This is a genomic window from Dyadobacter sp., from assembly GCF_039919315.1.
Classification (GTDB): domain Bacteria; phylum Bacteroidota; class Bacteroidia; order Cytophagales; family Spirosomataceae; genus Dyadobacter.
In genome coordinates, this window is sequence record NZ_JBDSFX010000001.1 from 20,088 (window position 1) to 41,422 (window position 21,335).

The window sequence follows — 21,335 nt, forward strand, 5'->3', positions numbered from 1 at the left end:
CTGCCAGTTCAGGAACCAATATTCCGCGAAAGTTGCGTAATTCGCCGTCTCCTTTTCACTATCTTGATGTAAAATGAAAATTGCAATAATTGGCTGCGGCAACATGGGAATGGCCTTTGCACGCGCCTTTCTGAAATTTGACCTGGTACGAAAAGAAGATTTTCTGATGGTCGAAAAGAGTGCCGACCGGATGGATAGCCTCAACAGTTTCCAGCCCGGCGTCATTACCGGCATCATTGGCCCTCAGGTAAGTGAATACGACCTGATCATTCTTTCGGTGAAGCCGCAGGATTTCATATCCGTGTCGGAGGCGTTGCGCGAAGTGGTCAAACCGAACCAGGTAGTATTGTCGATCATGGCCGGCGTCACGATCCAGATCATTCAGAATGCACTAGACCACAAAGCGGTGATCCGTGCGATGCCTAACACCCCTGCCATGCTGGGAATGGGCATTACAGCTTATTCTGCGTCCCCTGAGGTGGAAATTAATCAATTGCGCAAGGTGGAAAACCTCATTAATGCAACCGGACGCTCTGTATTTTTGGAAGATGAAGAACAGTTGAATGCGGTGACTGCATTGAGCGGCAGCGGGCCGGCTTACTTTTTCTATGTGGTAAAAGCGATGATCGAAGCCGGCAAACAAATGGGTTTTGAAGAGTCGGTAGCAGCATTACTGGTGAAGCAAACCATGCTGGGCTCTTTTCATTTGATCAATACGGCTGATAAATCGCTCGATGAACTCATTAAAGCCGTCGCTTCCAAAGGCGGGACTACCGAGGCTGCATTGCGGGAATTTGAAGCAGGTAAGCTGGATGAAACTTTAAAACAAGGCATTCTCGCAGCACAAAAACGGTCTTCTGAACTTTCAAAAGGATAAAAAATATAAAACTAGCGCGCGACCGACGCGCTAGTTTACCAATACTTCGTCTATAAAAACCCAGGCTTTTTCTCCTTTTCCCGGATGCCAGGCGGGAAGTTTGCCCAACGGTTTTGCAATGATCTTGATGCAACTCAGTGGCTGCTGCGGGAAATCCGCCTCGAACACCAGGTCTTCATTATTAGTAGTCGTTTTATCCGGCATGGTAGGGTTGATCACCTTCAAAAGCTTCATTGACTTTTCATTTGCACCGCCCCACACTTCCATGTGAACTGGTGGAAATATATATCCGCCCACATTACGCCACATACTGATCGTCACGCTACTGGCATTCACCGGCTTTTTGAAGAAAAAATACGATTGGAAATCGGTGTCCCGATACCCCAGCCACTTACCGCTCCCCTGCTCTCTTGCACTTTTTATCCCGTCGGCCAATGTAATGTCGCCTTTACCTTTATACTTGATGTCTGGCTGCGAGATTAACCTTACACTGTCAATATGATAGGTTGATTTCAGGAAAAACCGATCGACCTGTTTGCTGCCATACCAACCCATTTTGAATGCTTTTGCCGTAAGTTTGGTACTTTTAACAATGGATAGTGGCTTACTGTAAACCGGCGAAGTAATGCTGTCAGGCACCGTACCATCCACTGTGTAACGAATGATCGTACCCGGTATCTGATGTTTCATTTTGATGCTGGCATTGCCCGAAATAATCTGCTCCTCGTTTTCAATGATCGGTGGATTGAGCGCAAGGATGACGGTATCACTGCGGAAACCGGTTTCAAAGCTGATCTTTTTTATTTTTTTCAAATTAGCTAATTCCTCCGTCGAAAGTCCGGTACTCCACACGTACACTTTTTTGAGGGAAGGCATTTCTTCCAATACTTTTAACTGGGCCATTTTTACGGCTGTTCCGCTTAGCGACAGTTCTCTCAATCGGGTCAATTTTTTCAGTTCTGACAACGAGCTACCCTGAATGTCTGTAAAATTGAGCAGCAGTTTTCGTAGTTCAGGGAACTGAGCAATGGCTTTCAGGTCTTCATCCTTCACAGGCATCTTGCTAAGATCCATCGCAACGATCTGCTCTTTCAGCGGCGCAAGCTCACTGATATCACTGCCTTTGAATGCTGCACGATTGTAAAAATTCACAAATAATGCAGGAGATTCGGCAGAGTAGGATTTAACGAGGCGGTAGGTAGTGTTCAGTTCCTTTATTTTGTCAGCGTCAGCAGCACTGAATTCATATTGCTCCCCGCTACGATCGCCGCCGAAAATATTTTGTGCATAACTGTAAACCGGGCTTTGAGGCGAAAGCGAACTTACCTTCATGTCGAAACTCGAACCAGTTTTGATCCATTCTGCCATTAAAACCACTTCCTCGTCCGTCAACTGTACTTTTCCACGAGGTGGCATATGCTTTTTGTCATGTACTGGTAAATGTACCCGGGTCAGCAAAAGGCCCAGATCCGCTTTGGTAGTATCCCAGAGCACACCATTTTTTCCACCTTTTACCAATAATTCCTTGGTCTGCATTTGGAGGTTGCCTTTCGATTTCTCCGCATTGTGGCAGGAATAACATTTTTGCTGCAATACCGGCTGTACCAGATCAGCATATACTTTGGCTTCTTCAAATGCGACTTTATTGACGGGCTCATCCGAAACTTTGAGAGAAGAAATCAGGAAATCTTCTCCGTGTGTGAGATTCCCGCCCAAATGCCCCCCTATCAACAGCATTATTGTGAATGCGGCTGCTACCAGCTTCGAAGGTAATTTCCACGGATCCAGGTACTTGTTTACACTATACCAAACGGCGCTGCCAAGTGAAATACTTACGCCCAGCCATTTATGCCAGAAAAGCGTATCGGCCTCATAGCCTTCTTCTTTTGATAAAATAAACCCCGAAAATGCAGCCAGAGTCGCCGTCAATGTGCCTATCAGCAATAATGTATCCGCCAACTCCGCATTCCAGCGCGTCGATTCGGGCTTTTCAACAATGATGGTCCAGAATGAAAAAAGCAGTAGCACTACCAGCGGAAAGTGCAGTACCAGCGGGTGCATCCGGCCAATCGGCAGCATCCAACCCGGAACATTGAAACGCTCTTCAAAAAATAGCAGAAAAACGAGCAGCCCATTCAAAAAGAAGGCAAGGTTGTAAACCAACCTTTTCCAGTCAGAAGTCAATCTTGGGGAGGGTTTAAATTTTGAATACATTTAAGCAATAATACCTTTGATCTGACTCTTGTTACTTATAAAATTTCTTATTATTGTTATAACAAAGTTAGTCGCTGACAAATATCATCAACGCAGTCATTAAAGCAAGCTATTTGGTCGTTTCTATTCATATAGCGTTAATTTAATGTTTTTCCCTTTCAAACTTTCAGATTATGAGCGATATATCAGGCAGATTGGCAACGTTGGACGTGGTTATGGACGGACTCATGCGCCGCTACAAAGAGCGTGTTCCCGATGTGGGAATTATTTTGAATGCGATGGTGCAGGAAGGTATTGTTGATAATATAAAAGACATTGAAAACGATCACATTGCATTCCGAACCATAGGCGTTCCTCAACTCGGGGTTCAGTCATTTGAAAAAATATTTTTGCATTACGGCTACGAAAAGCGCGACCATTATTTCTTTGAAGGAAAAAAGCTGGATGCCTGGTGGTACAGCCCGCCAAGAGAAACCGATCCCCGCATTTTTGTGAGCGAGTTACGGGTTGGAGATCTGTCTGAGGAAAGCCAGCGCATTATCAAAAGTTACACTGATGAGGTACCCAATGATCCTGCCGATACGCTCGACCTGGACAATGGCGCGGAAGTAGATGCTTTTCTTCACAAACCACTGTGGAGAACGCCAACGGTGTCCGACTATCAGACTCTGTTGAAGGAAAGTGAGTACGCAGCCTGGGTGATTTACAATCGGTACTATCTCAATCATTTCACGATCAGCCTGCATAACCTTCCGGAAGGCTACAATACAGTCGCAGATTTCAATACTTTTTTAGAAAAAATCGATATCCGGCTGAATACTTCCGGTGGGAAAATAAAGACAAGCCCGGATGGTGGCTTGCTGCAAAGCGCTACGGTCGCCGAAATGCTGGATGCTGAATTTGCAGAAGGGGAAAAATTGCGCATCTCCGGCTCGTATGTTGAATTCGCCGAGAGAAAAGTTCTGCCAGCGTTCAAAGATCTTCCTGCTTCCGAAATCAAAAGAAAACACCGCCGCGACGGGTTCGAAGCTGCTAATGCTGATAAGATTTTTGAGAGTACTTACACTACGCAGACTTTGAAGTGATTACTCTAAAACTGACTGCTCGAACAGAACATCGGGGTCAAAATCCAGAGGAGCTGGAATGAAGCTCCCATCATAATCCCTGACTTGGGTCATGTCCTCCCAGTAAATCGTTCTTCCGTCGGTTTTGGCAAGAGAGAACGTATTCTCATTTAAAATTTTAAAATATATACTCTCTTCCTTTTGGAAATATTCAAAGAGAAAAATGCCAAAGTCCGTCATCCTAACCTTACCGTCGCTCCAAAGCGCTTTGATAATGAAAGGTTTGACAGCTACTATCTCTCTTACTCTCGGATTTATTATTCTAGTGGCTTTACCAAAGCTCATGCATTATCGCGGCTGGTGTTTCGAATAGTAAGAACTTGGATCGTTTGATCATTCACTACCTGATAGTAAATGATTGTGTGCTTATTTAGAAGGCATTCCCTAACTCCATTTTTCGTAGCAGAAGCTCTAAAAATATAAGGCATCTCACTAATCAATTTCAATTGATCCGTCAATCTGATCAGAAAATCCAATTTTATCTTTTCAGACCAGTTTTCTGCCAGGTAGCTTGAAATTTCTTCGATATCGCCTCGTGCTCTGTCAGACAGCCTAACGTTCAACGCCATGAGCTGTCTTCATATATTGAAAAAAATCCTGATCACGGCCTTGTGTAAAGTCCGCGAGACCTTCTTCGATCGCCAATTTGGTTTTACTATCAATGGTTTCCCAAAAGTCTTCCTGCGATTTCACTTCACGAGACAATAAAATAAGGTATGCCTGTAAAACAGCAGTATCTTCAATGCCTTCGATCAGTGCGTGAAGACTGGATTTTAAATCATTTTTACTCATATCCTGAAAAGATTGTTATACTAAATTATGTAATTCTTCCCTGAATAAAAACCAACATCACTCATTCACAAGAAAATGAACAATTCGGCATGCATTGCCAATGCTCTTTTCATTTTTATCCAACGAAATGGTCAGGTGTACTTTATGCTTACCAGAAGAAAGCTCGTCTCCTAACATGAGGTACCAGGGCAAATGCAGTTGCGTGCTCCATGGCGTGAAAAGATCCAGCGTCTGAGGTTTTTTCCCGTCGATGGTATAGGTTATTTTTCCTGCATCCGGCCCGGAAATGATTGCTACACCAACTCCTCGTCCTTTAAATTCAAAATCCAGCGATGCATTTGCCTCTTCGCCAACGACCATTGGTACATTTACAAAACCCGGTCTCGTCGAAACTTTGTCGGTCGGTTTCCATTCCGGTACTAGTGCAAAGCCTTTCAGATTTCTGGCTTCTTCCAATGCGCGGTAGCTTGCCTTTTCGTAGGAGAATTTATTGATAGCCGCGGGAATTTTAGTCTCTGCGGTTGGTAAGGTTTCAATTTTCAACAACTCCTTAATCGTCTGAAAATACACTTCCTGGCCATACGGTGACGGATGGAGATCTTTGAAATCGTACTTCCAGCTGAATTCGCCAGCCTTCATGCGGTCATACACTTCACGTGCGAGGTTAATGTAAGCAGCCCCATAATATTTCGCTATTCTTTGGTGTACAGCTACTTCCAAAGGTTCTTTTCCGGCATCATAATCTGCATTCTTCAAGGGTTCCGCAAAAGCCATCAATACTACATTAGCCTTCGGGTTCTTGTAATACATCTGACGCAAAATACCTTCCAATGCTTTGATCTGCGCTTTTTCACTAAAACCATTACCTCTATCATTCACAGCCGCCTCTACAAAAAGCAGATCCGGTGTTCCATGTGCTAACACATCGCGGCTAAACCGAAAAGCATGCGGCGTACTTCCCAATGAAGGAATACCAGCCGCAATGAACGTAAATTCCGTATCCGGAAAATGCTCCTGTAGGTACTGCGACGTTTTGTTTCGCCATCCGGGATTATGCGTAATCGAGCCTCCCAGGAAAGCCACTATCCCTTTTTTTGTTGTCCGAAACTTTTCAAATGCATTCCCCAATCCCTGATTCAGTTCAATGTAAGGCTGGTGAGAAAGTAGTTTTGTGACGGGTACACTATTCTCTTCGACGAAATTGGCAAAGAATTCGGGATGCTCGATCGGAAAATGATGTCCTTCCAAAGTCTGTTCGCCGCGCGTCATGGGGTAAACACTGATCGGCCCGCCCAGTTTCAGATAATTCTGAACGAGTAAATCGTTGTTCTCGGCCACAGGCGCATGCTTATCCTGTAACCCGATGACGTGCACAATCGGCACCTTGAATGAGGCTAGTCCTGCAAGATCATTGAGTGGAATGTCTGTGAATTTCAATGCCTCCTCTTCGGTAACATTGAATATTTTCAGCCAGGCTTCCCAGTCTTTCGCGGATCCTAATCCTTTCCCTTTTCCACCAGGCCAGCTTTTGGGATCACAAACCGGCGCTTCGGCGTAAATGCAACTGACTTTGTCCGGATTTCTTTTCGCCCAGCCGTATACATACAGCCCGCCCCTGCTCACTCCTTCCAATGCGACTTTGAGTGCAAACTGTTTTTGCTTGACCAGATAATCGTAAAAAGCGTCCCACACCTGCATCGCTTTGGGGTGCGCAAACATATCATTGGTGTTGACATACGCGACGTGAAATCCCCTGGCGAGCAAAATACTGTCCATATCCGTATGCCAGGTTGGGAAATGTGCGCGCCATATCCACGGGTTTCCCGCAATCGCTTTTTGGGGCTTTATATACCAGGCATTTCTGTTTTCAAAGGTGAATTCAACCTTTTCAAATCCTTTCCAGGAAGTGACTTTCTCGGCAGTTTGTGCAGAAATAAATGACCCTGAAAGCATTAAAAAGGCCACTAACAGCCCCTGAAAGTTTTTCTTTCTCATAGCTGATAAAGAACAATCAAGGCGGAATTTACCGGTAAGGCACAGCTACTTTGGTATGATATTTTAAGGTTAATGGTCAAACTAGAAATAAAATCCTATGGATAAGATCGAAAAGTTTAAGACCATGGAGAAGATTCTCCGCGAAATTGAAGATTTGAAAAACAGTGAAACTGCGGTGATCAAAAAGATAGGTCAGATCGAAACAGAAAATATGAATGTGAATGTCCAGGGTCTCGACAAAACATTAGGTGAGATTTATGATGGTGTTTACAAAAACCTTCAAGTCGTTGAAGACCTTCAAACCTCCTTCACCGAAACAGTAGCTGACTTTAAGTCAAAAAATAATATTACTGATGAAATGTTGCTTGAAATACATGAGTCGTAATTTATTGCCTTTATTGTCACATTGAGCGGAGTCGAAGTGCATGTGCACTTCGACTCCGCTCAATGTGACAACTATTTTTTACAACCCCGCATCATCCGATGCGCCCATTGCCAGCGCTCCCCAGTCCAGATTATCCCGTCCTTTGGCTAATGCGCTGACAAATCTGTTTTTAATCAGATCAGCCATCGGCATCGGCACATTGACGTCCGACGCGGTTTGTAATGTCAGTTTAATGTCTTTCAGTCCCAATGCTAACCGGAATGCCACTGGTTCGTATGCATGTTGCGCTACTATCCTTCCATAGTTCTGGAATATTGGAGCGGCGAATAATGTCTGCGTCAGCATTTCGTAGATACTCTGGCGCGAAATTCCATTCTTTTCGGCCATCGTAAAGGCTTCTCCCATCATTTCCAGGCTGGCTGCGATCATAAAGTTTCCGGCCAGTTTCACCACATTCGCCGCACCTGGATCGTCCCCGAAATCATATACACCTTTGACGAAAGTTTGAACAATGGGTTTTACAATTTCCCTCGCTTCCGCCTTGCCCGACAAACAAATATTACCTACTCCTGCTTTTACCGCTTCTGGCCGGGCAAAGATCGGGGCCGCAACATAAGATGCTCCGTACCATTCGTGAATTTGGCTTAGCTGGCGCGAAGTTTCGGGTGAAATGGTACTCATAGAAACGTGAATACCTCCCTTACCTAGCTTTTCTACCAGTTCCATGGAAAAAATTTCCTCGACCGCAGCGTCGTCCGCGAGTACTGAAAATACGATACCGCCGGGAGTGATTGCCTCCAATGCGTCTTCAACAACAGTTGCACCCAGTTTCACCAGCGGCTCTGCTTTTGAACTTGTTCTGTTCCAAACGGTAAGTTCATATCCCGCGTTGATCAGACTTTCAGCAATCGGTAATCCCAGGTTTCCAAGACCCAGAAATGCTATTTTTTCAGACATAGTTAAGATTTTTAATTTTTAAAAACATTAAACCTGCATCACACCCACATTGAAAGTTTTTTCAATAGGTGACTGATCTGCGGCTTCAATACCCGTTGAAATAATCCTGCGTGTCTCCGCAGGATCAATGATACCGTCTACCCAAAGACGTGCCGCGGCATAGTACGGCGATAGTTCCTGGTTGTACCGATCTGTAATTTGGCTCAATAATTCCTTTTCGGCTTCCGGCGTGATGGTTTCTCCTTTGGCTTTCAATGTAGCAGTTTGCACCTGCAAAAGGGTCTTAGCCGCAGTAGCCCCACTCATAACGGCCATTTGGGCGGTCGGCCAGGCAAATATCAGTCTTGGATCATACGCTTTGCCGCACATGGCATAATTACCGGCACCGTAAGAGTTACCTACAATGAATGTGAATTTCGGCACTACCGAATTCGCCACGGCATTGACCATCTTGGCGCCGTCTTTAATAATCCCACCCTGCTCTGCTCGGCTTCCGACCATAAAACCTGTCACGTCATGAAAAAACAGTAACGGAATTTTCTTCTGGTTGCAATTCATAATAAACCGGGCTGCTTTGTCCGCTGATTCTCCATAAATCACGCCACCCATTTGCATTTCACCTTTCCCGGATTTGACCATTTTCCGTTGGTTAGCTACAATTCCCACAGCCCAGCCATCGACTCTTGCGTAAGCGCATATGATGGTTTTTCCGTAATCCGGCTTGTATTCGTCGAGTTCCGAAGCATCCACAATGCATTCCAGAATCGGCTTGACATCATAAGGTTTCAGCCGATCGGTGGGCAACAATGTGTAGATTTCTTCCGGGTTTCTTTTGGGAGTTATAGCTATTTTTCTGTCAAACCCCGCGGATAATGGTTTCCCGATTTTATCAATATGCCTTTTGATTGCATCCAGGCAGGATTTGTCATCCGGAAATTTGTTATCAGTCACACCTGAGATTTCACAGTGCATGGCCGCGCCTCCCAGTGATTCGGCATCAATATCCTCGCCGATCGACGATTTAACAAGAAACGGGCCAGCCAGAAACACGGAGCCGGTACCCTCCACAATGAATGCTTCATCTGACATGATCGGCAGGTACGCTCCGCCTGCCACGCAGCTCCCCATAATGGCGGACAGCTGCACAATCCCCATCGCCGACATTTGCGCATTATTCCTGAAAATACGGCCGAAATGCTCTTTATCGGCAAACACTTCTGCCTGCATTGGCAAGTACACGCCCGCACTATCAACTAGATAAATAACCGGCAAACGGTTTTCCATCGCTATTTCCTGGGCACGCAGGTTCTTCTTAGCTGCAATCGGAAACCAGGCGCCAGCCTTTACGGTAGCATCATTCGCGACGATCATACATTGCTTTCCGGCCACATAGCCGAGACCCGCCACTACTCCGCCCGATGGGCAGCCGCCTTCTTCCCCGTACATTCCGTCGGCGACGAAAGCGCCAATTTCAAGAAAATAGGAGTCTGGATCGATCAGATAGGCGATTCTTTCCCGGGCAGTCAGTTTACCCTTTTTGTGCTGGGCCTCCATTTTGTTCAATCCTCCTCCCAGTTTTACCTGCTCATATTTTTGATTGAGGGCTTGGATCAATTGCGGAAGACTGTCCTGGTTGGTCATTGATCAGTAATGAAGATGAAATGATAATTTACTAAACCGGATGCGAATGACTGGTTTATTTTCAAAAATAAAAAGTCGTTTACCGGTAAGCAAACGACTTTAATAATTTGGCGAAAGTACAATTGTACCGTTAGTTGATTTTCGTGGCGGTATCCAGCGGAGATTCAGCCGGGCCTTTATCTTTTTTACCAAAAACAGAAATATTAATGTACCGTTTCGGATGTTCGCGCAGATTGGTCAGCAGCTTGTTCATGCTGACAATGGTGCGGTCAATGTTATTATATAGCGTTTCGTCCTTCACCAATTTTCCCGCCGTTCCTTTGCCGGCTTCGACACTTGCCAGCAATGTATGCAGCTCTGTAATGGTACGGTTCGCATTCTGCATGGTTTCTCCAAGCCTCAAGGCGCTTAGTGAATCTGCCAATGTACCTGTTTTGGCAAGAAGCGGTTTCAGTTCCTTTTCAGTTTCGACGAGCGATGTGGAAAGTTTATTCAAATTAGTGGTAAGTGCAACCAGGTTACCCCGGTTTTCGCTCAACAATCCTTGCAAACTTGTTCCGGTTTGGTTGTAGTTTTTAAGTACCTGATTTAAAATCAAACCCGTTTCCTGAAAACCCGCTACTACCTGATCCAGATTTTTGATCAGCGAATCGGCGTGAGCGACAAGAGGTAATGCTTTTTCTTGTAAAACGGCCGTAATTCCCGACTCTTTTTTTCCTAAAAGCGTATCTCCGTCCAGCATCGCGGCACCGGTACCCATTGCCAAATGGATTACTTTGCCTCCCAGCAAACCTCCATCGGCTAGTACCGCAGCGGTTCCGGTAGGTATCACTATGCCTTTTTGAACATCCAGCGCAACCAAAAGACGGTTTCCCTGATTTTGAAGTAACCGGATTTCCTGCACCCTGCCAACATTTAAACCATTGAGCAGTACAGGATTAGAGGCTGTGAGGCCGTCAATATTGTCATAAACCACGTAATACTTATAGGTTCTTGAAAAAACGTCGGAGCCTTTGAGGATGTGAAAGCCGAAATACAGCATGACGATGGCGAAAAGGGCCATTATTCCGACTTTTGCTTCTCTTGATAATTTCATGGACTAAATAATTTCCCTGCAAGATAGGCAGCAGGCTTAAAGCTGTAATAGATTTCTTTACAAACGGCCTTGATCAACTGGTTTTTATGCCTAACATCAAATTATCAAAAATTGTTTTGACAAATCAAAACATCGGATATGACCTTATTTAACGGTCTATATCTTTTTTGTAGGCCATAAATGCCTGATGGATTGATTCTGCCACTTCTTTTTGCCCGTCCTCGGAGCTTAAATAATCTTCTTCATCAGGAGACGATAAAAATCCGGTCTCGATCAGCACACTGGGCATCGCACAGCGCCATAACACCAGAAATCCGGCCTGTTTCACGCCTCTGCTCTCCCGGTCTGATACGGATTGAAATTTCTTTTCGATCAAATCTGCCAGGCGCAAACTACTGGAAATAAATGCACTCTGGTAATTCGCGAGCATAATGTGGGCCAGCGGAGAGTTGGGGTCGAAGCCCTTATATTTTTGCTTATAGTTGGTTTCTTGCAAGATTACGGAGTTCTCCCGTTTCGCAACTTCGAGGTTACCTTCTGTTTTATGCAAACCCATTACAAAGGTTTCGGTACCGTGAACTGATTTTGATCTCGGAGTGGCATTGCAATGTATCGAGATAAAAAGATCGGCGTTATTACGATTGGCAAAAGCCGAGCGCTCACCCAATTCTATAAAAACATCAGTGGACCTGGTGAATAAAACTTTGACGTCGGGCGTCTCTTCTTTGATCTTGCGGCCGAGTTCAAGCGCGACACTTAATGCCACGTCTTTTTCTTTGGTATTGCGCCCCCTGGTACCTGGGTCTTTGCCTCCGTGACCTGCGTCAATGACAACTGTATTAACTTTACTACTTGACTTATAGGCAACCGGCTCCTGCTTAAAAACAAACGCTAGGCTTACTAGCAGGGAACTGGCTACAAATACCAATTTAAGAACTTTTAACATTATTTTTTAATTGGGGCGTTACTCGTTAGATGTTTCTCTGCTAATTTTGAACTTCGTTATGCAAAAATACTCTATTTGTTAGAACTGAAAAGAAAGGCGATTATTATATCGTCAGTAGTTGTGGCGTTTCTCCTGTTCAGCACTGTAGCATGTGTGCAGCAACGCTCCAAGGGATCCGGGAAAAATAAGAGTAAGCAGAAAGTATCAACTTCTGCAAAGCAATCAGCGGACTCTCTTCTTACAGCTAAACAACAATCCCGTACCGATACGTCGGGTACAGGCAAGTCTCGTACGTCCCAATTAAAACCGGGAGTAAAAGGTGATACCACACTCACTAACAATGGATTAACATCAGATTCCACTGCGGTTGATTCACTATCCAATCCCGACGATCTTCAAAATACAGTTCAATATACAGCGGAAGATTCCACCATTATGGATGCCGTGCTCAAACAGGTCCATTTATATGGCAATGCCGAAGTGAACTATGGTACCATTAATCTCAAAGCCAGTTACATTCGGCTGAACTGGGTTACCAACGAAGTTTATGCGATTGGCACATATGATTCAACGGCAAAAAAAATGGCAGGCGAGCCTATTTTTCAAGATGGCGGGGAAACTTATAATACCAAAGAAATCCGGTACAATTTCAAATCAAGGAAGGCATTGATCCAGGGAATCGTGACTCAGGAGGGCGATGGTAACATCCGGGGTGAAAAAGTCAAAAAAGATGCGGACGGGAATTTCTACATCCGCCATTCTATTTACACAACTTGTAACCTGACTCACCCGCACTACTTTATCAATGCCCCGAAGATCAAGATGGTGAATAAAAAGCAGGTCATTTCGGGACCATTCAATCTCGTGATCAGCGATGTTCCCTTACCAATTGCTTTACCATTCGGCTTCTTTCCTTTCCCTAAGAAAAAAGAAAGCGGCACCTCAGGAGTAATTTTCCCAACCTATGGAGAAGAACCGAATGGACGTGGATTTTATCTGCGTGACGGAGGCTATTACTTTGCGATCAGTGAATATGTGAATGCGAAGGTAACCGGGCAGATCTATTCGACGGGCAGCTGGGGAGTGGGGCTTTCCTCTGCTTACATTAAGAGGTATCAGTACAGCGGTAATTTTGCATTCAGATTCAACCGGAATAAATCTGCGGATGAGATCGATAAATTGGTGGGCCGTGGGATTACCAACGATTTCAGCCTTGTGTGGTCACATGCGCCGCGGGCGAGAGGAAATTCTACTTTTTCCGCCAATGTTAATGTAAGCAGCAACAGCTACAATCAACAACAAGAAACGAATAACCAAAGATACATTTCCAATGTCGCGAGTTCTTCGGTACAGTATAACCGTACTTTTGGACAATATATGCGCGCGGCGGCCAGCTTGCGTGTAAACCAGAACTTCGGGCAAATTAGTCCGACTACTCAAAAACGTGAGGGCGGTAAGACCAATGTATCTTCTGATTTTAGTTTCGGAGTCAATCAGATCGCGCCATTCGCACTAAAAGGTGGTCGTGGACGCTGGTATGAAAGCTTCCGTCTCGGCCTTGATTTCAGTGGTAATTACACGTTGACCAACTCACTGAACGCTATTGACACATCATATAGCAGCCTTGGTTTTGAAATTTCAAATGCTATTGATACTACAAGGCTCAATACAGTAAAAGTGGTGCCATTCAATGTGGGTAACCTGCCTGATATGTTGAAAGACGCCCAATTCACGGGCCGGTACAGCTTGCCGATTTCGCTTCCTAACTTTAAGGTTTTACGTTTCGTGAACATTACGCCCAGCTTGTCCTTGCAGGGTGAGGTCTTTACCAAACAATATAATTACACGGTCGACAAGGAAAACAAAGTTCGCATTGATACATTAAAGCAGGCCGGTACCGAGTATTCGTACAATTTCGGAGCCGGCATGAACACGCGTTTCTACGGCACTTTCTTCGTGCGAGGAAAAAGACTGGAAGCGATCCGGCACACAGTTATCCCTTCATTATCATTCACATACACACCGGATTTTACAGGAGATGCTTTTGGTTTTTACCAGAAACTCACGGTAGTAGACCGGAAAGGCGAAAATAAGGAGCTCTCATTATCCAGGTTCCGGGGCGTGGGATCGGGCGTAACCAATGGGCGTGCATCCAGTGTCGTTTCATTTAGTTTGAACAACTCATTTGAAATGAAACTGAAAACCAAAAGCGATACCGCAGCGACACAGTTTGAAAAGGTTTCGTTATTGGACAATTTGAGTTTGGGAGGAAGCTATAACCTGATGGCCGATTCGCTGAACCTATCCAACATTACGGTTAATGCGAATGCAAGGATTGGTAAAAACCTGAACCTTAATTTCAACATGAACCTGGATCCGTATGCTTACCAGGCAAATCCGAATATTCTAAGCAACCAGGTAGGGACTAAGATCAACAGATACGCTATTGCCGCGGGACAGGGCATTGCTAATCTGCAAAATCTGGGTTTTACAATAGGTACCAGTTTTGCTCCCAAGACGGCGGATAAAACGAAAACGGCACCGACGCCAGGTACGACAACGACCTCAACGGTAACACAGGAACAACGTGAATTTATCGCGCAAAACCCTGAAATGTATGTGGATTTCAACATTCCCTGGAATGTGTCCCTGAATTACAACTTTGGCTTAACCAAACCAGGTCTTTCAAAAGCACAACTGATCCAGGCAGTGCAGGCAACGGGCGACCTGAGCTTATCGAAGAATTTTAAAATCAGTATCAATACCGGTTTTGATTTCACAGCTTTCAGCCCGACCATTACTTCACTCACATTGTACCGCGATCTTCATTGCTGGGATATGAGTTTCAGCTGGACGCCTTTTGCTGGTAACGCCGCCCGGGTGAGTAATTACAGCTTCACATTAAAAGTAAAATCAGCGATTCTGCAGGATCTGAAAGTAACACGCCGCCGCTCGTTCTACGACAGGGCCGCTTATTGATCTGCATTAAAACAAAAAAATGGCTGTCCCGAAGAACAGCCATTCCAATATCATGCCGATATTAATTATTTTGACGAAGGCTTAGAAGCCACAGTTTTAGGAACTACTTCACCATTCAGGTATAAAGTAATAGAACCGCCTTCTGTGTTGCTGAAAACAGTAACAGGCTTGTTGAACGGACCGGCAGCAGCAGCATTAAAAGTAGCTTTTACCGAACCCGTTTTGCCTGGTAACACAGGATCTTTTGACCAAACCGGAGTGGTGCAGCCGCAAGAAACAGTAACGTTTGAAAGAACAATAGGATCAGTACCTGTGTTCGTAAACGCAAATTCGTGCGTAACAGGAGTGCCTTGTGGTACTTTACCAAATTTGTGTGCTTCTTCTTTGAATTTCAAAACACCTTTTTGTGCAAAACTAACGGTGGTCAGGCCTACCAGTAAAACCAACGCTGAAAAGAATACTTTCATAATGTGACTATACATTAAGTGGTGAAAAAACATTTTAGAAAACAAGATTAACGTATTAAAGTCAAATTTAATAATCGTTAACCAATATTAACAATGCAGTATAAAGTTGCTGTCGGAAGTAGGATGATTATTATTTTCCTGCATAATTTTGGCGTGCATTCAAAAAAACGTAATTTAACTACGGATTCAACCCCGTAAATTTTGCTTATGCTTCCAAATGATAGTTTGACCGGTTCCGGTGTTTTGAGTAAAGAAAACATTACCAATGATTATCGTCTCGCGTGCGAAAGTCGGCAGGTAAGTTTGCTGGGAAGGAAGGATACCATGGGAGGTCGTTCTAAATTTGGCATTTTCGGAGACGGTAAAGAAGTGGCTCAGATAGCGCTGTCCAGGACTTTCCGGCAAGGAGATTTTCGTTCGGGATATTACAGGGACCAGACTATTGAAGCTGCGTTGGGTAACCTTACCTGGCAACAGTTTTTTGCACAAATGTATGCGCACGCCGATCTCGCGCACGAGCCAAGCACCGGCGGAAGGTCCATGAATGGACACTTTTCGACCCGCTGGCTTGACGATGACGGGCAATGGCTCGATCAGACCAAGCTTTTCAATTCTGTCTGTGACATTTCATCCACGGCCGGTCAGGTTCCCCGGGCGTTAGGATTGGCTTATGCCTCCAAATTATACCGTGAAAACAAAGACCTGCAATACCTGACCCAGTTTTCAAATCACGGAAACGAGATCGTGTTTGCGACCATAGGCGACGCATCTACGTCTCAGGGCATGTTTTGGGAAGCCATGAATGCTTCGGGCGTACTGCAGGTTCCAATGCTCGTTTCTGTCTGGGATGATGGTTACGGGATATCAGTCCCTATTGAGTATCAGACTACCAAAGGCAGCATTTCAAAAGCATTAGCTGGCTTGCAGCGCAATGAGGATGAGCCTGGAATAGAGATATTTGTAGTAAATGGCTGGGATTATCCCGCTCTTTTGGAAACTTATCAAAAAGCGGCAAAAATTTGTCGGGAAGAACAAGTACCTGTGCTGGTGCACGTGACCGAAATGACCCAGCCGCAGGGCCACTCGACCTCCGGATCACACGAACGCTATAAAGCCAAGCAGCGCCTGAAATGGGAAATGGAACACGACTGCAATCTGCGGTTTCGGGACTGGATACTCAAAAACGGATATGCCACGGATGAAGAACTCGAACAGATTGAAGCCGAAGCGAAGGAAACCGCCAGTACTTCCCGTAACCAGGCTTGGCAGGCTTACCGCGTGGACCTCGATCGGGAATATCTGGAAACCATTCAATTGCTTCAAAACGCCGGTAAGGAAAGTAGTTTCTCCACAGAGTTGAGCAATGTTGTTTTAGAGCTTTCCAAAACCTATCTGCCTGTTCGCAGAGATATGATTTCCAGCGTTCGCAAAGCGCTCCGAATTCTCGGAAAAGAAAATAACTCGTTCAAAATTACTCTGCAGGACTTTTTACGCAAAAGTCTGGAAGAAAATAAAGAACGCTTCAACTCCCACCTTTACAGCGAAACCGCCGATTCTCCATTGCATGTGAAAGCAGTAGATCCGGTTTTTTCAGAAAGCAGCCCGACTGTGGACGGAAGAGAAGTGATACGTTCGTATTTCAATGCGCTTTTCGAAAGAGAGCCAAGGGTGGTTGCGATCGGTGAAGACATTGGCCTGATCGGAGATGTGAATCAGGGATTTGCAGGCTTGCAGGAGAAGTACGGTGAACTCAGGATCACTGATACCGGAATACGGGAGACCACGATCGTTGGCCAGGGAATTGGTCTGGCCATGCGCGGACTGAGGCCTATCGTTGAAATTCAATACTTTGATTATATCTATTACGCGCTTTCGACGCTGACCGATGATCTCGCATCATTGCGTTACAGGACTGCGGGTGGGCAGAAGGCGCCCCTGATCGTCCGTACACGCGGGCACAGGCTCGAAGGGATCTGGCACTCCGGATCGCCGATGGGAACCATGCTCAGCAGCTTGCGCGGTATGCACGTGATCGTGCCGAGAAACTTTACACAGGCAGCAGGATTTTACAATACATTATTGAAAGGTGACGATCCTGCGCTGATCGTTGAACCCCTTAATTCTTACCGCCAAAAGGAAGTTTTGCCAGACAATGTGGGCGAAATTTGCATCCCTTTGGGTCAGCCTGAAATAATTCGTGAAGGAAATGACCTTACTATCGTTACTTATGGCTCCATGTGCCGTATAGTAATGGAGGCCGCTTCTCAATTGCAAAGTTCAGGCATAGACGTCGAAGTGATCGATGTGCAAACACTTTTGCCGTTTGATATCAACAGCAGCATTGTAGAGTCCATTAAGAAAACGAGCAGGGTCATTTTCGCCGATGAAGACATGCCTGGCAGCGCATCGGCTTATATGATGCAACAGGTGGTAGAAAAGCAAAATGCATACCGCTGGCTTGATTCGCCGCCGGTAACGATCTCTGCCAAGGATCACCGCCCGCCTTACGGATCGGACGGCGATTATTTTTCGAAGCCCAATATGGACGATATATTTGAAGCAGTTTACAAAATCATGCATGAAGCGGACCCAGATCGTTATCCGGAGCTGTTTTAATGTATTGATTCCATGTACAAACCAAGAGGTAAAAGAATTTTTGATCTTATTGTTGCGGTGACGGGCTTAATTGTCCTGTCACCGCTTTTTGTTGTTATTTCAATCGTATTGCTATTTCAGCATCGTGGCAAGCCTTTCTTCTGCCAACCGCGGCCAGGCCTGAATTGCCAGATATTTACACTGTTCAAATTCCGGACCTTCAATGTTCCGGATTCTTCATCTCACTTTTCACAACCCCAGGAAATATCGGTCATAGGTAAGTTTTTGCGCAAAACTTCACTGGATGAAATCCCACAGCTATGGAATGTAGTACGCGGTGAAATGAGCATTGTAGGCCCCAGACCATTGCTCGTGGAGTATCTTGCATTGTACAATGCAAGACAAAATCTACGGCACAACGTACTGCCCGGATTGACGGGCCTGGCGCAGATAAATGGCCGGAATCTTTTGAATTGGGAAGAAAAATTTGAGTTTGACATCTTATACGCGCAAAATCAATCTTTGAGAATGGACATTAAAATTCTCCTGCATACTTTCAGAATAGTGATTGGTGCTGGGGGAACTTCTATCCCACTTAAAAAATTCAAAGGACTGCAATCCATTCTGTTATGATCATTTATGGTGCGGGTGGTCATGCGAAAGTGGTTTATAGCATTTTGGCAGATTGCGGTAAACGAGCGACCATTATTTTTGATGATGATGCATCTAAAGTGACATTCAATGGAATGCCGACTGCCGGAAGCTACCAGCCAGGATTATCGGCAGAAGAACCGATCATTATTGCAATTGGAGACAATGCAAACAGACGTTTGATTGCACAAAACGTAATTCATCAATTCGGTAATGCAGTTCATCCAAGTGTTATCATCGATCCTAGTGTTATACTTGGAATTGGGTTGGTAATCACGCATCGTACAGTAATTCAAGCTGGTACCATTCTTGGAAGCCACATTATTGTCAATACCGGCGCTATCGTTGACCACGACTGTATAGTGGGCGACTTCGTTCACATAGCACCCGGAGTGGTAGTTTGCGGAAATGTGCGGATTGGAGAAAATACATTGATAGGAGCCGGTAGTACGGTTTTACCAAACCTGGAAATTGGGAAGAACTGTATCATTGGAGCTGGAAGCATCATTACCAAAAATATTCCGGACGGCACGACCGTTTGGGGCAATCCCGGCAGAATAATAAAACCTTAAACACACTATGAAAGAAAAAATCTGGCTTTCTCCCCCGCACATGAGCGGGCGGGAGATGAAGTACATTCAGGAGGCATTTGACGGCAACTGGATCGCGCCCGTCGGGCCTAATGTTGATGCCTTTGAAAATGAGTTATGCGCCTATACCGGAAGTAAATATGCTGTGGCACTTTCATCAGGCACGGCTGCGTTACATCTGGCTCTAATCATTCTCGGCATTCAGCAAGGAGATATTGTTTTATGTCAGTCTCTTACGTTTGTAGCCAGTGCCAATCCCATTGTCTATCTCGGCGCGACGCCGGTTTTTATTGACAGTGAGCCCGTTACCTGGAACATTTGTCCGGATGCGCTTGAACGTGCAATTAAATATTACGTCAGAATCGGGAAGAAGCCCAAAGCAGTTATCATTGTTCATCTATATGGAATGCCGGCCATGCTGGATGAAATTATGTATCTGTGTAAGAAATATGACATTCGACTGATCGAAGATGCGGCGGAAGCACTAGGTTCAGAATATAACGGCAAGAAAGTAGGCACATTTGGGGACGTTGGTATTCTTTCCTTTAACGGAAACAAAATCATTACCACATCGGGCGGAGGTGCTTTTTTGTCCGCCATTAAAGGATACGCAGAAAAAGCAAGGTTTCTCGCAACCCAGGCCAGAGATCCCGCATCACATTACCAGCATTCAGAAATCGGATACAATTACAAACTGAGCAACATTTGTGCTGGGATAGGACTAGGGCAAATGGAAGTTATTCGTGAAAGAGTTGCGCAACGGAGAGAAAACTTCCGGCTATACCAGCAGCATTTGGGGTCATTGCCAGGTTTAGCATTTCAACCCGAACTCCTCGGATCATTCTCTAACAGATGGCTTACTGTGGCGTTATTTGAATCAAATGGACAGAAGTCGTCGAAAAAAATCCGGCTTGTCCTTGAAGAAAATCATATCGAGTCTCGACCACTATGGAAGCCTTTGCATATGCAACCAGCTTTTGAAAATACTCCTTATTTTGGGAGTAATGTAGCTGAACGCCTTTTTTTGAATGGTTTATGTCTGCCTTCCGGATCGAATTTACCTCCTGAATCAATTGATTGTGTATGCCAGAAAATCGTAAACCTGTAAAAAAGATAAACGGCAGCACATGATTGTCATACGCTGCCGCTTTTTAATTTTCAGCCGAAGTTTTAAAGAATTTCAAGTTCAAATTGAAGTACTGTATATGGTGGTATTGTCTTGTAACCCGTCGTTTTGTAGCCAAGCGGCGAAGGGAATACAACAATCGCTTTTTCACCTTTCCTCATTTTTCTAACTGCCTTGTCGAATCCTGGGATTACACTTCCGGCACCTGTTGTCAAGGGGATTGTGCCTTCGTCAAATTTTGTATCGCTCAAAAACTTGCCTGTATATTTCACGTTAACTGATTTCCCCACACCAGTTGTGTCCCCGGTCACAGTATTTGTGCGGATAATGACCAGATTTTCCGCCGTTCTTTCCGAGACCTTAAAGCCTTTTTTAGCAATGAAATCATCGATCTGCTGAATTTCTGTACGAGTTTTTATCAACTCAATTTCCAGTCTGATCGCTGAGTAGGCAGGAATATTAACTCTTTCGATCTGTCCGAAAGCAAGATAAAACGGCAATAAAAAGGTTGCCTTTTCGCCCGTTTTCATCAAGAATGCCGTACGCTCAAATCCGGGCAAACCTGTCGCACCACCACCCACAGGAAAGCTGAAAGAAGAATCTCCCGGGATAGACAAAACTTTGGTGTTGTTGGCCAAAAGATATCCTGTAAACTTCACAGTCGCGGCATCCCCAAGTTTGGGGCGCAAGCCATTCGGGTTTGCCTTTCTGGTAATATAATACAGCCCGATACTGTCTCTGATTGCCTTGCTCGCAAGGCTATCTGCTTTAATATACGCCTCAATGGCCGCCTCATTTTCAACAATTTTCTGCTCATCCTGGTTATCGTCATTCATACAACCTGACATTCCAACAGCCAATGACAACAAAAAGCACAATGCTAAACTAATACGCTTCATT

The 21,335-nt window shown here is 45.0% G+C and carries 18 protein-coding genes; 8 read left to right on the plus strand and 10 right to left on the minus strand.

The window, feature by feature from the left end; all coding sequences use genetic code 11:
- Positions 1-73 precede the first annotated feature (73 nt).
- A complete protein-coding gene (gene proC, locus ABIO93_RS00095) occupies positions 74-877 on the plus strand; it encodes a pyrroline-5-carboxylate reductase (RefSeq protein WP_348063403.1) in 804 nt (267 codons plus the stop codon).
- A 30-nt stretch (positions 878-907) separates the two neighbouring features.
- On the opposite strand, the gene ABIO93_RS00100 is transcribed toward proC, so the two are convergent.
- On the minus strand, positions 908-3,091 hold the full coding sequence (locus ABIO93_RS00100) for a DUF2231 domain-containing protein (protein WP_348063404.1): 2,184 nt from the start codon (positions 3,089-3,091) through the stop codon (positions 908-910).
- Positions 3,092-3,264: 173 nt separating this feature from the next.
- Here ABIO93_RS00100 and ABIO93_RS00105 point away from each other — a divergent pair, with 173 nt between their 5' ends.
- Positions 3,265-4,176, plus strand: a complete 912-nt coding sequence (locus tag ABIO93_RS00105; RefSeq protein WP_348063405.1) for a DUF1338 domain-containing protein — start codon at positions 3,265-3,267, stop codon at positions 4,174-4,176.
- Here the strand turns inward: ABIO93_RS00105 and ABIO93_RS00110 are convergent, their stop codons facing one another.
- From ABIO93_RS00110 to ABIO93_RS00120, 3 genes are all read right to left on the minus strand, one after another.
- Entirely contained in the window at positions 4,177-4,500 is a 324-nt protein-coding gene (locus ABIO93_RS00110; RefSeq protein ID WP_348063406.1) for a hypothetical protein, read from the minus strand. It abuts the gene before it with no gap.
- Between the two features lie 267 nt (positions 4,501-4,767).
- The gene (locus ABIO93_RS00115; protein ID WP_348063407.1) at positions 4,768-5,007 is read right to left on the minus strand and encodes a hypothetical protein; all 240 of its coding nucleotides are present in this window, start codon (positions 5,005-5,007) and stop codon (positions 4,768-4,770) included.
- 57 nt (positions 5,008-5,064) lie between these two features.
- Positions 5,065-7,002, minus strand: a complete 1,938-nt coding sequence (locus ABIO93_RS00120; protein ID WP_348063408.1) for an SGNH/GDSL hydrolase family protein — start codon at positions 7,000-7,002, stop codon at positions 5,065-5,067.
- Between the two features lie 97 nt (positions 7,003-7,099).
- Between ABIO93_RS00120 and ABIO93_RS00125 the strand changes: the two genes are divergently transcribed.
- Positions 7,100-7,387 carry a hypothetical protein gene (locus ABIO93_RS00125; protein WP_348063409.1) on the plus strand — a complete coding sequence of 96 codons (288 nt, stop codon included), beginning with the start codon at positions 7,100-7,102 and terminating at the stop codon, positions 7,385-7,387.
- A 78-nt stretch (positions 7,388-7,465) separates the two neighbouring features.
- On the opposite strand, the gene ABIO93_RS00130 is transcribed toward ABIO93_RS00125, so the two are convergent.
- The 4 genes from ABIO93_RS00130 to ABIO93_RS00145 form a co-directional block, all read right to left on the minus strand.
- Positions 7,466-8,344, minus strand: coding sequence for an NAD(P)-dependent oxidoreductase (locus ABIO93_RS00130; protein ID WP_348063410.1), 879 nt, complete (start codon positions 8,342-8,344; stop codon positions 7,466-7,468).
- Between the two features lie 27 nt (positions 8,345-8,371).
- Positions 8,372-9,985 (minus strand): acyl-CoA carboxylase subunit beta, encoded by a 1,614-nt coding sequence (locus ABIO93_RS00135; RefSeq protein WP_348063411.1) that lies wholly within the window; start codon positions 9,983-9,985, stop codon positions 8,372-8,374.
- Between the two features lie 130 nt (positions 9,986-10,115).
- Positions 10,116-11,081 (minus strand): MlaD family protein, encoded by a 966-nt coding sequence (locus ABIO93_RS00140; RefSeq protein WP_348063412.1) that lies wholly within the window; start codon positions 11,079-11,081, stop codon positions 10,116-10,118.
- 148 nt (positions 11,082-11,229) lie between these two features.
- Positions 11,230-12,027 (minus strand): N-acetylmuramoyl-L-alanine amidase, encoded by a 798-nt coding sequence (locus tag ABIO93_RS00145; RefSeq protein WP_348063413.1) that lies wholly within the window; start codon positions 12,025-12,027, stop codon positions 11,230-11,232.
- 75 nt (positions 12,028-12,102) lie between these two features.
- On the opposite strand from ABIO93_RS00145, the gene ABIO93_RS00150 reads away from it, so the two are divergent.
- Positions 12,103-15,006 carry a putative LPS assembly protein LptD gene (locus ABIO93_RS00150; protein ID WP_348063414.1) on the plus strand — a complete coding sequence of 968 codons (2,904 nt, stop codon included), beginning with the start codon at positions 12,103-12,105 and terminating at the stop codon, positions 15,004-15,006.
- Positions 15,007-15,071: 65 nt separating this feature from the next.
- On the opposite strand, the gene ABIO93_RS00155 is transcribed toward ABIO93_RS00150, so the two are convergent.
- Positions 15,072-15,473 carry a DUF1573 domain-containing protein gene (locus tag ABIO93_RS00155; protein ID WP_348063415.1) on the minus strand — a complete coding sequence of 134 codons (402 nt, stop codon included), beginning with the start codon at positions 15,471-15,473 and terminating at the stop codon, positions 15,072-15,074.
- A 207-nt stretch (positions 15,474-15,680) separates the two neighbouring features.
- Here ABIO93_RS00155 and ABIO93_RS00160 point away from each other — a divergent pair, with 207 nt between their 5' ends.
- From ABIO93_RS00160 to ABIO93_RS00175, 4 genes are read left to right on the plus strand one after another with little or no spacing between them, the layout of a single operon-like run.
- Complete coding sequence (locus ABIO93_RS00160; RefSeq protein ID WP_348063416.1) at positions 15,681-18,089, plus strand: thiamine pyrophosphate-dependent enzyme; 2,409 nt, start codon at positions 15,681-15,683, stop codon at positions 18,087-18,089.
- A 12-nt stretch (positions 18,090-18,101) separates the two neighbouring features.
- Positions 18,102-18,701, plus strand: coding sequence for a sugar transferase (locus ABIO93_RS00165; protein WP_348063417.1), 600 nt, complete (start codon positions 18,102-18,104; stop codon positions 18,699-18,701).
- A complete protein-coding gene (locus tag ABIO93_RS00170) occupies positions 18,698-19,291 on the plus strand; it encodes an acetyltransferase (RefSeq protein WP_348063418.1) in 594 nt (197 codons plus the stop codon). The genes ABIO93_RS00165 and ABIO93_RS00170 overlap by 4 nt, the downstream gene beginning before the upstream one ends.
- A 7-nt stretch (positions 19,292-19,298) precedes the next feature.
- The gene (locus ABIO93_RS00175; protein ID WP_348063419.1) at positions 19,299-20,417 is read left to right on the plus strand and encodes an aminotransferase class I/II-fold pyridoxal phosphate-dependent enzyme; all 1,119 of its coding nucleotides are present in this window, start codon (positions 19,299-19,301) and stop codon (positions 20,415-20,417) included.
- Between the two features lie 62 nt (positions 20,418-20,479).
- Here ABIO93_RS00175 and ABIO93_RS00180 read toward each other — a convergent pair whose 3' ends face one another.
- Positions 20,480-21,334: an FKBP-type peptidyl-prolyl cis-trans isomerase gene (locus ABIO93_RS00180; protein ID WP_348063420.1), complete on the minus strand. Its 855-nt coding sequence runs from the start codon at positions 21,332-21,334 to the stop codon at positions 20,480-20,482.
- Between the last annotated feature and the right edge of the window lies 1 nt (position 21,335).